Below are 13,012 nucleotides of genomic sequence, written 5' to 3' on the forward strand. Positions count from 1 at the left end.
GCAGGAAAACACTTCATTATGCAAACAGGCTGGCGAGTAGGCTCTCTTTTCAACATCCCGCTATTCATTGACAACTCCTGGTTCTTCATTGTCCTTTTTATTACCTTCTCGCAAGGTAGCGATCCTAGTCGAGTCGAGCTACTGGGGACAAGTGGTGCGTGGGCGGTTGGCTTTATCTATGCAATGCTGCTCTTCGGCTCAGTCTTGCTACACGAGTTAGGCCATAGTTTGGTAGCTCAGTCACAGGGAATTACGGTTAATTCGATCAAGCTGTTTCTGTTTGGTGGAGTGGCCTCGATTGAGCGCGAATCCAAAACGCCTGGTGGTGCGTTCAAAGTAGCTGCTGCTGGACCTGCTGTTAGCATTGCCCTATTTGTGTTGCTGACACTTTTAGGAAATACGGGTAGTCTACCGCCTGTTGCTAACGGGCTAGTCAAAGAAGTCGCACAGATCAACTTGATACTCGCTTTGTTCAACCTGTTACCAGGGCTACCCCTAGATGGCGGACAGATCTTTAAGGCTGCTGTTTGGAAAGTGACGAACAGCCGAACTACAGGTGTGAAGTGGGCTGCCAAGTCCGGTCAGGTAGTGGGCTGGACTGGACTGTTGTTGGGTGCGATCGCGTTCTTCTCTACGGGTAGTCTATTTGCGGCGCTTTGGCCCGTGCTGATTGGTCTTTTCATCTTGCGAAATGCAGCCGCCTATAACCGGATGAACACGTTGCAAGAAGGGCTTGCCAAGCTGCAAACAGGTGATGCGGCCGTGCGCGACTTTCGTGTACTGGATGCGAACATGTCGTTACGTCAGTTTGCCGACGAATACCTCCTCGAAGACAAGGAATCAGCACCTGTTTACTTTGCCTCCTCTGACGGCCGCTATCGAGGCATGGTCACTATCGAAGACTTACGACAGGTAGAACGCAGTGAGTGGGAATATCGCAACCTGCACAGTATCGCCCGTCCCTTGCTAGAAATTCCTCATGTCAGAGAAAATACTCCCTTAACCGAAGCAATTAGACTTTTAGAAGAAAAGCAAATTTCGCGTCTTACCGTTCTTACCCCCGCTGATGCCGTAGCAGGGACTTTGGATCGAGGTGATATTGTCCGCGCTGTTGCCAGGCAACTTAAACTTCCGATTGCAGAGCCTATGATCGAGAAAATCAAACAAGAAGGTGTCTACCCGGCAGGCCTACAGCTAGGTGCGATTGTTCAGTCTATCGAGCAGGCATAGGAAAACATACTTTGGTCATAACGCCTTTGAGTTTTGATGCGACTGCTGCTCATACGTTAGTAAGTGGGTTGTTATAGCGCTTTCTGTCTCGGCGGAAGTAAGCGCTTGAGTATCAAAATCAATATCAAAGCACGCTCTAGCCGCCTCGGCCAAAGTCTTTGAAACTCGTTCTAGATCATCTGGGCTATTTCGCTTCTGATAGGCTTCTGATAGAGTTGGGCTCCCGAGTTCCTCTCCAAAGACATCTCTGTACAGCTTGATATCTGGCCGTAGTCGCATAGAGCCGTGTTGTAATACGCAGCCCTCGCGATAGACTTGGGCGCTACCAACTAGCTTGTAACCATCGTTCATGACTAGATCGGCAGAAGTAGCTGTGCCAAAGCAGTTTGGATTGTTAATATAGCCTCGCTTAGCATTGCCAAAGCTAAGCTCTACGCCTAATTCCCGCCAGCCTTCGATCAGAAACTGACACAGTTGTCGATACGTTTCTTTCCGCGAACCTTTGCAGCGAGAAGTTACCAGCGCATAAGTTAGCTCTCCTTGATGTAGAACGGCTCTGCCACCTGTTGGTCTGCGGACTAGTTCTACAGGCTGACCCTTGTATCTCAGATGCTTCCAATGGTCTGGAAACTGATGCTGATGATAGCCTAGCGAAATTGTAGGCGATCGCCATGTATAGAACCGTAAGCACGATGGCTGCAACCCTTTCACATGTTGATCTAGCAGCCAGCTATCGATCGCCATGTGCTCAGCGCCCGCCCTGTTCATCAGCGGTATCATTCGCCAGGTATCGTGAGCCATTTCTATTGGTTCGCTGGAACAACGGCCACAAAAGCCAAACGAAAAGAGTCGTTTCCACTAATGCGTTCAACATATTGAGAGCAAGCATACTGACTTGCCACGCATCTGGTTGCACAGTCGGAGAGAAGACGCTAGCGATCGCCTCTCCCCCAAAATTACCTAGCGCTGCTATTGAAACTAAGTAGATCATGTAGGCCAATACGGCGAGTCGCTTGGTCCGAATGAGCAGCCAAAGCAGAAAAACTAACTTTGTGAGCGAAATCCCAGCCGCAACAACTATCAGAATAATTGAGAGAGAAAAAGCAAAGCTCATACCTACAGCTTCATGGAGAGAAGACTACGCCGCCGGATAATTCTTCAGCAGCTCTTCATCGTTTTCATCTGCGATAGAAGCCACGATCGTCATCAATCGAGAAATTTCGCTAGGATTTATATCCATTAGAGTCCGCGCTGAAAACACAACAACACTGTCTTCTAACAGACCGAAACAGGCTTCAAACGTATTGCCACAGTTCATCTCGAGTAGCTTACGCATCATATCTGCCTCGTTTTGAACCGGTAGCTTGTGTACAGGCGACCAGACCGTCAGCGTATCTTCATCGGTTTCACCCGAAAGCTGAACGAACACATCCACTGAGCCGTATTTAAACTTCCATAGGTGTCCGTCATCGGAATGGTTCACCATTGCCGTACCTTCCTGCTCCAGACTGGAAATGACTGTCTCAATCACATCTAAAGGAGAAGTCGCCTCTTCTTCAGAATTATCTGGAAGGGCTGCAAGCGTCTCAATAGCAGGCGTTGTAGTCATGTCGATAATTTCAAATACAAACAACTATCACAACTCTATCGTTGGTCTTCCGAAAAGGAAAGTTATCTCTTCCCATGTAGTGAACTACGCTAGATGGTGAGCTGTACTAGTCAAAAGTGGCGAACTTCGGCAGATAGATTCGATAGCTGAGTTTGGTAGCTCTAAGTTTAGTCGCTTTAATAATTAGCGAATCCAGGCTGATGGCGAATCAGGCTCAAAAACTCTTCACGGGTTTTTGCGTCTTCGTCAAATACACCGACCATAGCGCTAGTCACCGTCCAGGACCCTGGCTTTTGAACCCCGCGCATGGCCATACACATATGACTTGCTTCCATCACAACGGCTACACCTAGAGGATCTAGGACTTCTTGTACAGCCTCAGCAATCTGACGATTCAGGCGCTCTTGCACCTGCAGCCGACGGGCATACATCTCAACAATACGAGCAAGCTTACTCAAGCCGACCACACGCTGATTAGGAATATACGCAACATGGGCTCGTCCCATAAAAGGCAGCATATGATGCTCGCACAGGCTGAAGAAGTTGATATCACGAACGAGCACCATTTCGTTATGGCCTTCATCGAAGATGGCATCATTGACAATGGTCTCTAGTGATTGTGAATAGCCTTGGGTTAAAAAGCGCATAGCTTCGGCCACGCGATGTGGCGTTTTGAGCAAACCTTCACGCTCAGGATCTTCCCCAACGGAGAGCAGCATAGTACGAACAGCGTCCATCATCGGGCCATTGTCTTCATTGGGGCTTATTTTAGAAGGGCGACGAGGAATCACCTTGCCATGCTTGGTCTGACGATCGGGACGTACCTGATGGCTGGAGAGTTTGTCGCCATTAGTAGAGCGATTACTCAGCACGCTCTCGCTAAAGTCGCGGCCATCGATACCGGGAATCCCGTCAGATATAGTCATAGAAAAGGTCCTCTTAAAACCCAAAGTGAAAGCAGAGAGTGAAGCTGAAAAAGCAGGCTGTGAAACTGGACAGCCGAGTATAAACAGTTGAGTATAAAGTGTGACTATGAAGCTAGTCTGGAGATGAAAGCAAGAGTGTGGACCAGTAATGTGAACCAGTAAATAGCTACATCCAACAGCTCAAGTCAATAGCTACAACGCACAGCTACAATGCACCGACGCTAGGCGTTATCGTCAGATGAGAAATGACCGCACTAGAAGGTAGAAGCGCCGTATGCAAGATGGTTTGGGCAACTGTTTCTGGCGTGAGCATAGCAGACCTGTCAAAGTTGGCTTGAACAGTATCGGTATCCCAAATAGGTGTATTGACCGCTCCAGGTGATAAGGTAACGACTCGAATTCCGTTAGCAGACTCTTCAGCCGCAATTGCGTTCGACAATTGCACCAACGCCGCCTTACTTACACCATACGCACCCCAGTTCGGGAAAGCTTGCTGCGCTGCAATCGAGGCAATGTTGATGATCAATCCTCTAGATTGAGCCCGCATTCCTGGTAAGACTGCCTGAACCATTTGGAAAACGCTTGTCACATTGAGCGACATTACTCGCTGCCAATCAGCTAAGGGCATATCACCTATAGGCGCGGTATACCCCATACCTGCGCTATTTACGAGAATATCCACTGGGCCGAAATGCGCGATCGCCTTTTCCACTAGTGCCTTCACTCTATTACAGTCGGCTAGGTCAATCACTACCCCTTGAGTGTTCACTCCAAAGACAGCTAGCTCTTCAGCTAAGACAGAGAGCTTATCCTGCGAGCGGGCCATCAGTAGCAGATCAAACCCAGCTTGAGCAAACGCCCTTGCCGTTGCTTCTCCTATTCCAGAGCTAGCGCCGGTAATCAACGCGCTACCTACGGATCTATCTAGTGATGGAGCTAATAGCGAGGCTCCTAGATTGGCTAACATAGGCGGCAAAGCTAGCTGATCGCCCTCTTCGCAATCAGCTTCAAAACTCAAGAAAGATTAATATCGGTGCTAATAAATGCTAACTGTTATTTGCCACGAATGGAGAATGAAAGCCCTAGCTGGAAAATACGCCAATCTGACGAAATTTGTCATAGCGCTGATTACGTCGTTGCTCTGGGCTCATATCCAAAAGGGCATTAAGATTCTGTGCTAAAGCTTGCTGTAGAGTATCTGCCGCTTCAATCGGCGCAGCATGAGCGCCCCCAATAGGTTCAGGCAGTAGTTGATCCAAAATGCCCAGCTTCTTAAGATCCCAGGCGGTGACCTTTAGCGCATCAGCCGCTTGCGGTGATCTAGCTGCGTCCTTCCACAAAATAGACGCGCAGGCTTCCGGACTTGCCACATAGTAGACCGAGTGCTCAAACATCATTAGGCGATCGCCCACACCGATACCTAAAGCGCCACCGGAGCCGCCTTCTCCAATCACCGTACAAATAATCGGTACATCTAGGCGAAACATCTCACGCAAGTTATAGGCGATCGCCTCGCCCTGACCCATTTCTTCTGCTTCAAATCCTGGCCAGGCACCTGGCGTATCAATAAAGCTAAAAATCGGCATATCAAAGCGATCGGCATGCTCCATCAACCGCATCGCCTTGCGATAGCCACCGGGCACTGGCATCCCAAAGTTGCGCGCTACGTTGTCTTTAGTATCGCGTCCTTTTTGATGACCCATCATCATTACCGGGCGGCCTTGGAAACGAGCGATGCCGCCGACTAAGGCCAAGTCGTCCTTACCCGAACGGCGATCGCCGTGTAGTTCTACCCATTCATCGCTAATGGCCTGAATATAGTCCAGCGTACTGGGCCGACGCGGATGACGAGCTACCTGAATTCGTTGAGCTGGTGTTAGGCTTGTAAAAATTTCCTGACGCAGCTGCTGGGCCCGCGATTCCAGCTGATGGATCTGGTCAGACACATCGACATCGTTATCTTCAGCTAGCTCACGAATCTGAACAATTCGCGACTCTAACTCAGCTAGTGGCTTCTCAAAATCCAGTAAAATTGGCCTACGTTCAGTCGTTACCATAAGGAGTCAAGGGCTAAATAAAGGGTCCAGTCAACAGCTGAACCTAGCGCTCAGCTAGCGGTACTAGCGTATCGCATTTGTAGCAACCACTACATCACGTTAGCAGGGGTTTAAACCCGTGTCGTCTAGATGCCTCTCCAATCAAATCCATCTTCTCTAACGTAATTTGATTGCGGCCCCAAGAAAAATTGGTATGTAGCTTTTCAAACTCCAACAGCATCGACTCTGCAAAGCAGGCGAATAGCTGACGGCCTGGCACATCCATGTTCACAATGTTCATGATGTGCCAATCAATGTCTAGCATGTGCTCAACGATGCCACCTTTGAGTACTGTAATACCCGGGTGCGAGAACGTCACATCCATGTTCTTTGGATAGCCACCATCAACCATCAAGCAAGGCTGCTTTAGTGTCTCCAAATCTACTTCTACCCCTTTGGGCATACTGGCAACCCACACCACTACATCCGCTTGGGGCAGTGCTTCGTCCAATGTTTGCACCTGACCGAACTTTAGATCTGCTTGTAAGTTTTCTAGACGCTCTTGATTACGAGCCACGAGCAGCAGGTTCTTAACGCCTGTACGTGCCGTTAACCAACGACACACAGCGCTCCCAATATCACCAGTTGCACCACAGACTGCGACCGTCGCCTGGCTCAGATCGATGCCGAGGCTAGGAGCCGCTTCCTCTACCTGCTTACAGATCACATAGGCTGTATGCGTGTTTCCAGTTGTGAACTTACTAAAGTCTAAATCTAAGTTCCGAACCCGCTTAATCTGCTCTAGCTTGAAGTTCTCAAAAATGATGGACGAAAAACCACCTAGCGCCGTGATGTTGATGCCCTCTTTTTGAGCATGAGCCATTGCATTTAGAATTTTACGAGTGGCTGCTTTAATCCGCCTGTTCGCTAACATCTCTGGCAAAAAACAAGACTCAACGTATTTGCCTTCGATCGTCTGTCCTGTAGCGCTAACCACTTTAAAGTGATCGACAACCTGGGGCGGGGCGCTACACCAAAAGTCTAAGCCTTGTTCCGCATATTCAGGGTAGCCCAGCTTATGGGCAACTGATTTAGCGTGTTCTAGGCTGGTGAGATGACCAATTAAACCAAACATTCAGGAGTTACTAACGTCTTACGCGTTAAAAGAAATATGGATACTTCGTCGTGTGCATCCTAATTTTTGTTCCATCCTGCTGGTCAAAAGATCCTGGAAATGAAAATCCAGCTTCGGAGGGAAGATAAAGGAAAGCAGTACTAAATCGATAGAAAGGGAAAAGCGACCCTATCATTAAAGCTGACTAAGGTCGCTTGCAAGCGGCTACTACACAGCGGCAAGCCCTTGAGCGGATAGTCGCATCACATCGCGAGCGCTAAAGCCTATGTTAGCAAGTGCTTCGCCGTAGGTGATCATAAAGTCTTCGATCAAGGCATCTTTCTCCATACCCAGAACAGCCGCATCCTCTTCCACCTGGTTTAGCATCTTCCAGATCAAGGGTAGATTGGCACGGTTTGCTGTCTCTAGCTCGGCTTTGGATGCTTCAAAGTTTGCCTTTAGCCACTCTTCGCCAAAGTTTAAATGCATATACTCATCTTTGACGACGCCTTCTGTAATCTTACGGGCAAAGTCATCTGCGACTGGAATATAGATGTTGTAGGCAGAGATAGCGAAGGTTTCAATGATCAAAGATTGGATCAGCAGACAGGTGACAATTTTGCCCTCGGCAAGAGCAGTTTGAAAATTATCGTGGAGCTGAGCGAAGAATTCTTTTGCAAAGGGCATATCTGGGTTGACGCTGAGGTTTTTACCACAAGCCTGAAATCCCTTCATATGACGGTTTTCCATTCGAGCCAGCTTAAGCAAATCATCCTTGAAGTCACCAAGATGCTCCGATAGCTGCTTGTAGTTATTGTTCGCTTCGAGCTCGCCCTCAATCACAATCGCGTTAATACGACTGTAAGCATCTTTGTAGGTTTCACTTTGGAAATCCATTGCTGGGCTAACTTCAAGGGTTTGCATAGCTGTACTATCCTATTGCATTAAATTTGTTTGATCTATTAGACCTCTAATTGCGATTGCTCAAGAGTTCTTAATAGTTCTTACCAATCTGTGTCTTTACTAGACTATCAGAATCGTCCTAGATAAGGAGCCCCTAGGGTAGGAAATCTGGTATGACAATCATTGATTGATCGCGATAATTGGTATATAGCGATCAATAGTTCTAGCAATAACTTAGAGCTGTGGTGGAATTATGATATTGGGGTCGATTCTACCGTTATTTCATTCATAGCCATATCTTCTACACTCGCTTCATCGGAGAGCATTCTTAACTTTATCCGCCTAGCAGTGGTGCTATTGGCTTCACCTAGCTGCACTTCAATCAGTTCACTACACAGGGGACTGAGCGCCGCTAAAAGCGATCGCAAGTTAGGCGTACTCTCACCACTGTCGACAAATATCCGATCCGAGAGCTTACTCATCCGTTTCCAGGCAGTGTATAGTTTGACCGCAGCCTGCTCGAGCTGAGTTGCCTGATTCACCAGATCAGCAGTGGAATTTAGACAGCCAATTCTTAGCGCTTCATCCAGGGCTAGCTCTAAGTCTACGCGCTCAGGGTCTAGCGCCTGCACTTGCCCAGCGGCTTCTATGTAGCGAGATAAATATTTAGCCTCAGCAGTAACCTGCTTGAGGGTATCGATATCAGGGTTTTCGTCAACTTCGTTTTTTAAGCTCTGTTGATGGCTCTGCGGGAGTTTTTCCATCTCGCGCACCATCGGCGTTAGATAGCGAGTTGGAATGGTCTGATCGCTAACCTTGGCACGAACAGACTCAGGGACTAGATCCGAGTTCATAGCAGTCCATTCGTCTGTCAAGTTGCGAACTTCTTTGCGGGTGATCTGGTCGCCTCGGCGGGCGGCATCACTCACTATTTGCTGTACCTCTGGAGAAGCCTGAGCCGTCTCTAGAAAGGCGCGCTTGCTGAAACGGTTGACATCTTGAGTTTCGATCAGACCATCTTCTAGCATTTGGTCGGCGCTGTTGGCCAGATCAATCAAGACGTAGGCTTGGCTTTTGCTCAAGTCTCTGTCTTTTAACCAGTTGAGAAAGCCAACGCTACCTTTCGATTGTGGAGATGTCGAGTCAGGGACCTTGGAATTGCTATTAGAAAGACGATTAGCGCCGTTGGAAGCACCTCTTTTTTCGCGATCGCGGACTGCTCGCAAAATTCGCCCCCGCCAAATGTCAGTTTGCAAATCGAAGCGATCGCAAACTTGCCAAGCCACTTCTACTCGCTGGTGGAACTCATAATCTGATAAGTCGCTATCGGCTGCTGGTACCGCAATTCCTAAATCTACTGATTGATCTGACTCAGAAATATCTACGGTAAACTGCTCAGCGATCGTCATTGAAATACCTATCACGAAAAAAGAATCGGCTAAGGGAATCAGGAAAAGATAACCTTAGCGAAAAAGAAGCCGAATTATTATGACATGCGCTTATCCCCAACGCTGATGACTAGTTTACTGATGACCCACTATGACGGTTGCCGTGACAGACAACCTTAGTTCAGTACAACGCGAGTAAGTACAACAAGGAAACCCCTATCGAAAAAGTAGCGTCCACACTTGGCCAGCAACCCAGATAGATACCGCAGCCATCCCAATAACCAGCGATACAAGTCCCACAATGACTACAATTGAAAATATCTTATCCGCGGCTCGGCTCGGCACAGGCGCAGCCATATGTTTTTCTATCAGTGCCACATTCTGACTATTCGCCTTCCAACCCACGTCGAATAAATCCCCCAGCACAGGCACCATTCCACTGAGTACATCGAGGAGAATATTGCAGCCCATTCGTCCTAGTGTCTGGGCAGGTAGACCCATCTTGGCCGCCTCAAATACAATATAGACAGAGAGTAAGCCCGTTACTACATCACCTCCTCCTGGCAGCAATCCCAGAATTGGATCGAGGCCGACTCGAATACCTGAGCCAGGAATTGCGATCGCCTTATCTAAGAGATGGCTCATTCGCTGCAGGCGTTTAAGAGAAGCAGTCGTGACGTCAGCTTTGTGTATAGAAGACTTATCTGAAGGAAGAGACATAAAAGCAATTAGGACTTCTTGTATCGGCTGCTATGTGCTGCAAAGGTAGCCTAATCAATTACTCAAACCTTCACTCTGAGGATATGATCTTTACCACAAGGGCATGGGATCAAAAGAGATAAGTAGACTAATGTACAAAGTTCTTAAATTATGGTTTAGCGTCCGTTTGCTAGGCTAGAGCGCAAATCGATCTAATCGCATCATGCCAAATTCCACTACTCAAACTTGTCCTATTTGCAGCGTCAAAATAATAACTGGCACAGCAGGAGGCGATCGCGTTGTCTTCTCTAGTGGGCCACAGGGCAGCCGAGCTAAATTATGGGCTAGAGTCTGTCAGTACAACAAAAAGTCAGGATGCATCAATGAACAGGGAAAGGATGAAAGTATCACCGCCGATGATTACTACAAAGACGCACCTTCTACCTAGTTCTTCTCAACGTTCTGACTGTTCGCTCTTTGGTCGTAACGCCCATCCATTTGATCTAACGCTACCTAGCTAAATTCTATGAAACCAACTAAATTTCTAGCGATCGCAGTTCCGGCCTTTCTACTCACTACTGGTCTTGGCATGGGTAAAGCTGCTGCCGAGCTATATAACCCCCCAACTTTAGACGGACGAGAAATTAACGACACGCTCTCCAACAGTGATATTCCCACCGGGCTAGGTGGCTTTGCCAAAGATTACGTAGTCGATCTAGAAGCTGGCGACCAGATCACTGTTGATGCTATCTCAGAAGAGTTTGACACGCTGGTTATGCTGATGGACGCTAACGGCATCACTGTCAGCGAAAACGATGATGGCCCTGACGGGAGCACTAACTCTCTGCTATTTGCCCGGATTAGCGAAGCGGGTAAATACACCATCCGCGTCCGTTCTTACGCAGGTGAGGGCTCTGGTCCTTTTTCGATTAAGGTGGCTCGTCTGCGTCCTATCGAATTCTAGGCAAGAGTTAGCAAGGCTAAATAGGTGACAGGCTAGGTCGGTTGACAGATCAAATGGGTTGACACAAATAGGTTGACAATAGAGCCGTTTCGAGGGGTGAGTTGCTAACATAGTGCGCCAAAATGTGCGCCAAAAGACCTCCAAAAAATTGTCTTGCTACCGTCCCCCTATTTTGTTAACTTAGTTAGGCGCAAAACGCGCAAGCCGGGATAGCTCAGCTGGTAGAGCAGTGGACTGAAAATCCTCGTGTCGGCGGTTCAAGTCCGCCTCCTGGCATTTCATATTTGCCGCAACCCTGAACCTCGTGGTTTAGGGCTTTATTTTCGGGTTTACTCAGGGTCGTAGCTCTAGGTGATGGCCATTGCTGATCACTGAGCTCTTCATACATCAAGGGTTCCAGCCCTAGAAAATGTGTAGAGCTAAATGGCGAAAGCTATAGCTTTGTAGGAGAGGGTTGTAGCGCCTAAGCAGGCTGCGAGCTAAGTGCAGATTACTGTAGGAGCATATTCTTGGGCTAAGAGCGTATACGAAGGCAGATGGCTACTATAAACCTCCAGCCGCTTTTGTCAATCTTCAATCGCTCTATCCTATTGGCTTAGGATCTTGAAACAGCGGTGTACTCAAATATCGCTCGCCGAAACTAGGCTGAATCATCACAATCAGCTTTCCTTTGTTTTCAGACCGTTTTGCAATTTTCACCGCTGCGCACAGAGCCGCGCCGCTAGAGATACCCGAAAGAATACCTTCGTCTTTTGCAAGACGTCTACCGAATGCGATCGCCTCATCATCCGTTACGGTTACGACTTCATCTATCAAATCCTGCTTCAACACCTTTGGAACAAATCCAGCTCCAATCCCTTGAATTTTGTGGGGACCAGGCATCCTTCCAGACAGAACAGCACTATTTACGGGCTCTACTGCTATCACGCGAAAGCTTGGCTTCCGTTGCTTAATCACCTCACCGACGCCTGTAATCGTGCCACCCGTTCCGACGCCTGCCACCAAAAAATCTGCCTGACCTTCTGTATCCTGCCAGATCTCTTCCGCCGTCGAACGTCGATGAATTAGGGGGTTCGCTGGATTATCAAACTGCTGTAGCATGTAGGCATCTGGCAGTGTATCCACCAAAGTCTGCGCTCGCTGAATACAGCCACTCATTCCTTCTATTCCAGGTGTAAGTTCTAGCTCAGCGCCGTAGGCTCGCAGCATCGCCCGCCGCTCAGAACTCATTGTCTCCGGCATCGTCAATACTAGCCTGTATCCTTTTGCTGCTGCTGCCATTGCCAGCGCAATTCCTGTATTTCCCGAAGTCGGTTCTACCAGCGTCGTCTTCCCTGGCACAATATCACCAGCTTCTTCAGCCGCTTCGATCATACTAATGCCAATACGATCCTTCACGGAGGCCGATGGATTCATCCCCTCTAACTTCACCACAATTTGAGCTACACAACCCTCACTTTCAGGAATCCGGGCCAAACGCACCATTGGGGTATGTCCAATCAGCTCAGTCACACTGTTCGCAATCTTCATCACAATTCACTCTCTACAGCTTCCGTCAATCAAGCAAGGTAGACCTGCCGCTTCTATGCGTTTCTCCCACATCACAAACAGGTAGGCAACAATATGACTAGGCGATAGAACTATATGTAGTACATCAAATCTACTTGCTGCCGCGTATTGCGCTTATCGACTAAATCTTGCAGCGTGTATTCTTCTAACACCGATTCAGCCGAACGCCATACCTCTTGCCACACCTCACTCACGACTGCTCCTTCTGTGGTCTGCGGAGACTTCACCTCTCTTGCGTTTGCGTCAAATCCCTCAATACAGCTCACGACATCTAGCAACGACACCTGCCAAGGTTCACGAGTAAGTAAGTATCCTCCCTTTGCACCCCGTTGGCTCTTCACAAACCCACCTCTGCGCAGCGTCGCTAATAGCTGCTCCAAATAGCGATCGGGAATACCTTGCTGCGCTGCAATCTGACAGATTCTTAGCGGTTCTCCCTTGCTGTAGTGCAAGCTTAGCTCTATTAAAGCCAGCAAGGCGTACTCGCTTTTGCAGGATAGTTCCACAGTGATGCAGGTAGACAAACGTTACTTAGGCAAACAAGTCAGACATCCAATCAACAGATGGTGTAACC

Annotated in this window: 15 protein-coding genes and 1 tRNA gene; 4 read left to right on the forward strand and 12 right to left on the reverse strand. The window is 48.3% G+C overall.

Going from position 1 to position 13,012, the window contains the following annotated elements; translation table 11 throughout:
• Positions 1 to 18: 18 nt before the first annotated feature.
• A complete protein-coding gene (locus S7335_RS03390; RefSeq protein ID WP_006453879.1) occupies positions 19 to 1,230 on the forward strand; it encodes a site-2 protease family protein in 1,212 nt (403 codons plus the stop codon).
• Between the two features lie 15 nt (positions 1,231 to 1,245).
• Here the strand turns inward: S7335_RS03390 and S7335_RS03395 are convergent, their stop codons facing one another.
• From S7335_RS03395 to S7335_RS03440, 10 genes are all read right to left on the reverse strand, one after another.
• Positions 1,246 to 2,031, reverse strand: coding sequence for a lipoate--protein ligase family protein (locus S7335_RS03395; RefSeq protein WP_050765760.1), 786 nt, complete (start codon positions 2,029 to 2,031; stop codon positions 1,246 to 1,248).
• Entirely contained in the window at positions 1,979 to 2,344 is a 366-nt protein-coding gene (locus tag S7335_RS03400) for a hypothetical protein (protein ID WP_006455412.1), read from the reverse strand. Before S7335_RS03400 ends, S7335_RS03395 begins: the two co-directional genes overlap by 53 nt.
• Positions 2,345 to 2,368: 24 nt before the next feature.
• Entirely contained in the window at positions 2,369 to 2,839 is a 471-nt protein-coding gene (locus S7335_RS03405; protein WP_038015548.1) for a YbjN domain-containing protein, read from the reverse strand.
• A 176-nt stretch (positions 2,840 to 3,015) separates the two neighbouring features.
• On the reverse strand, positions 3,016 to 3,765 hold the full coding sequence (gene folE / locus S7335_RS03410) for a GTP cyclohydrolase I FolE (RefSeq protein ID WP_006454469.1): 750 nt from the start codon (positions 3,763 to 3,765) through the stop codon (positions 3,016 to 3,018).
• A gap of 205 nt (positions 3,766 to 3,970) precedes the next feature.
• Positions 3,971 to 4,783, reverse strand: coding sequence for an SDR family oxidoreductase (locus S7335_RS03415; protein ID WP_006453378.1), 813 nt, complete (start codon positions 4,781 to 4,783; stop codon positions 3,971 to 3,973).
• 64 nt (positions 4,784 to 4,847) lie between these two features.
• Positions 4,848 to 5,822 (reverse strand): acetyl-CoA carboxylase carboxyltransferase subunit alpha, encoded by a 975-nt coding sequence (locus S7335_RS03420; RefSeq protein ID WP_006456266.1) that lies wholly within the window; start codon positions 5,820 to 5,822, stop codon positions 4,848 to 4,850.
• Positions 5,823 to 5,916: 94 nt separating this feature from the next.
• Positions 5,917 to 6,936 (reverse strand): long-chain acyl-[acyl-carrier-protein] reductase, encoded by a 1,020-nt coding sequence (locus S7335_RS03425; RefSeq protein ID WP_006457699.1) that lies wholly within the window; start codon positions 6,934 to 6,936, stop codon positions 5,917 to 5,919.
• Positions 6,937 to 7,143: 207 nt separating this feature from the next.
• Positions 7,144 to 7,839, reverse strand: coding sequence for an aldehyde oxygenase (deformylating) (locus S7335_RS03430; RefSeq protein WP_006456582.1), 696 nt, complete (start codon positions 7,837 to 7,839; stop codon positions 7,144 to 7,146).
• A gap of 230 nt (positions 7,840 to 8,069) precedes the next feature.
• Positions 8,070 to 9,227 (reverse strand): hypothetical protein, encoded by a 1,158-nt coding sequence (locus tag S7335_RS03435; RefSeq protein WP_006455983.1) that lies wholly within the window; start codon positions 9,225 to 9,227, stop codon positions 8,070 to 8,072.
• A 195-nt stretch (positions 9,228 to 9,422) separates the two neighbouring features.
• Positions 9,423 to 9,926: a DUF4112 domain-containing protein gene (locus tag S7335_RS03440; RefSeq protein WP_006456656.1), complete on the reverse strand. Its 504-nt coding sequence runs from the start codon at positions 9,924 to 9,926 to the stop codon at positions 9,423 to 9,425.
• Positions 9,927 to 10,128: 202 nt separating this feature from the next.
• Between S7335_RS03440 and S7335_RS26600 the strand changes: the two genes are divergently transcribed.
• The 3 genes from S7335_RS26600 (at position 10,129) to S7335_RS03450 (ending at position 11,145) form a co-directional block, all read left to right on the forward strand.
• Positions 10,129 to 10,353: a hypothetical protein gene (locus tag S7335_RS26600; protein ID WP_006456959.1), complete on the forward strand. Its 225-nt coding sequence runs from the start codon at positions 10,129 to 10,131 to the stop codon at positions 10,351 to 10,353.
• A gap of 78 nt (positions 10,354 to 10,431) precedes the next feature.
• Entirely contained in the window at positions 10,432 to 10,869 is a 438-nt protein-coding gene (locus S7335_RS03445; RefSeq protein ID WP_006456045.1) for a PPC domain-containing protein, read from the forward strand.
• A 203-nt stretch (positions 10,870 to 11,072) separates the two neighbouring features.
• Positions 11,073 to 11,145 (forward strand) — tRNA-Phe (locus S7335_RS03450).
• Positions 11,146 to 11,451: 306 nt separating this feature from the next.
• On the opposite strand, the gene cysK is transcribed toward S7335_RS03450, so the two are convergent.
• A complete protein-coding gene (gene cysK, locus S7335_RS03455) occupies positions 11,452 to 12,399 on the reverse strand; it encodes a cysteine synthase A (RefSeq protein ID WP_006454263.1) in 948 nt (315 codons plus the stop codon).
• A 110-nt stretch (positions 12,400 to 12,509) separates the two neighbouring features.
• Positions 12,510 to 12,944, reverse strand: a complete 435-nt coding sequence (locus tag S7335_RS03460; RefSeq protein WP_038015550.1) for an Rrf2 family transcriptional regulator — start codon at positions 12,942 to 12,944, stop codon at positions 12,510 to 12,512.
• Positions 12,945 to 13,012 lie beyond the last annotated feature (68 nt).

Source organism: Synechococcus sp. PCC 7335 (assembly GCF_000155595.1).
Classification (GTDB): Bacteria; Cyanobacteriota; Cyanobacteriia; order Phormidesmidales; family Phormidesmidaceae; genus Phormidesmis.

Bases quoted from the DNA above. Each gene is read 5' to 3' on its own strand.
- S7335_RS03390 (WP_006453879.1), top strand. From the start codon at position 19: ATGCAAACAGGCTGGCGAGTAGGCTCTCTTTTCAACATCCCGCTATTC.
- S7335_RS03420 (WP_006456266.1), bottom strand. From the start codon at position 5,822: ATGGTAACGACTGAACGTAGGCCAATTTTACTGGATTTTGAGAAGCCA.
- S7335_RS03395 (WP_050765760.1), bottom strand. From the start codon at position 2,031: ATGGCTCACGATACCTGGCGAATGATACCGCTGATGAACAGGGCGGGC.
- S7335_RS03405 (WP_038015548.1), bottom strand. From the start codon at position 2,839: ATGACTACAACGCCTGCTATTGAGACGCTTGCAGCCCTTCCAGATAAT.
- S7335_RS26600 (WP_006456959.1), top strand. From the start codon at position 10,129: ATGCCAAATTCCACTACTCAAACTTGTCCTATTTGCAGCGTCAAAATA.
- S7335_RS03445 (WP_006456045.1), top strand. From the start codon at position 10,432: ATGAAACCAACTAAATTTCTAGCGATCGCAGTTCCGGCCTTTCTACTC.
- cysK (WP_006454263.1), bottom strand. From the start codon at position 12,399: ATGAAGATTGCGAACAGTGTGACTGAGCTGATTGGACATACCCCAATG.
- S7335_RS03435 (WP_006455983.1), bottom strand. From the start codon at position 9,227: ATGACGATCGCTGAGCAGTTTACCGTAGATATTTCTGAGTCAGATCAA.
- folE (WP_006454469.1), bottom strand. From the start codon at position 3,765: ATGACTATATCTGACGGGATTCCCGGTATCGATGGCCGCGACTTTAGC.
- S7335_RS03440 (WP_006456656.1), bottom strand. From the start codon at position 9,926: ATGTCTCTTCCTTCAGATAAGTCTTCTATACACAAAGCTGACGTCACG.
- S7335_RS03400 (WP_006455412.1), bottom strand. From the start codon at position 2,344: ATGAGCTTTGCTTTTTCTCTCTCAATTATTCTGATAGTTGTTGCGGCT.
- S7335_RS03430 (WP_006456582.1), bottom strand. From the start codon at position 7,839: ATGCAAACCCTTGAAGTTAGCCCAGCAATGGATTTCCAAAGTGAAACC.
- S7335_RS03425 (WP_006457699.1), bottom strand. From the start codon at position 6,936: ATGTTTGGTTTAATTGGTCATCTCACCAGCCTAGAACACGCTAAATCA.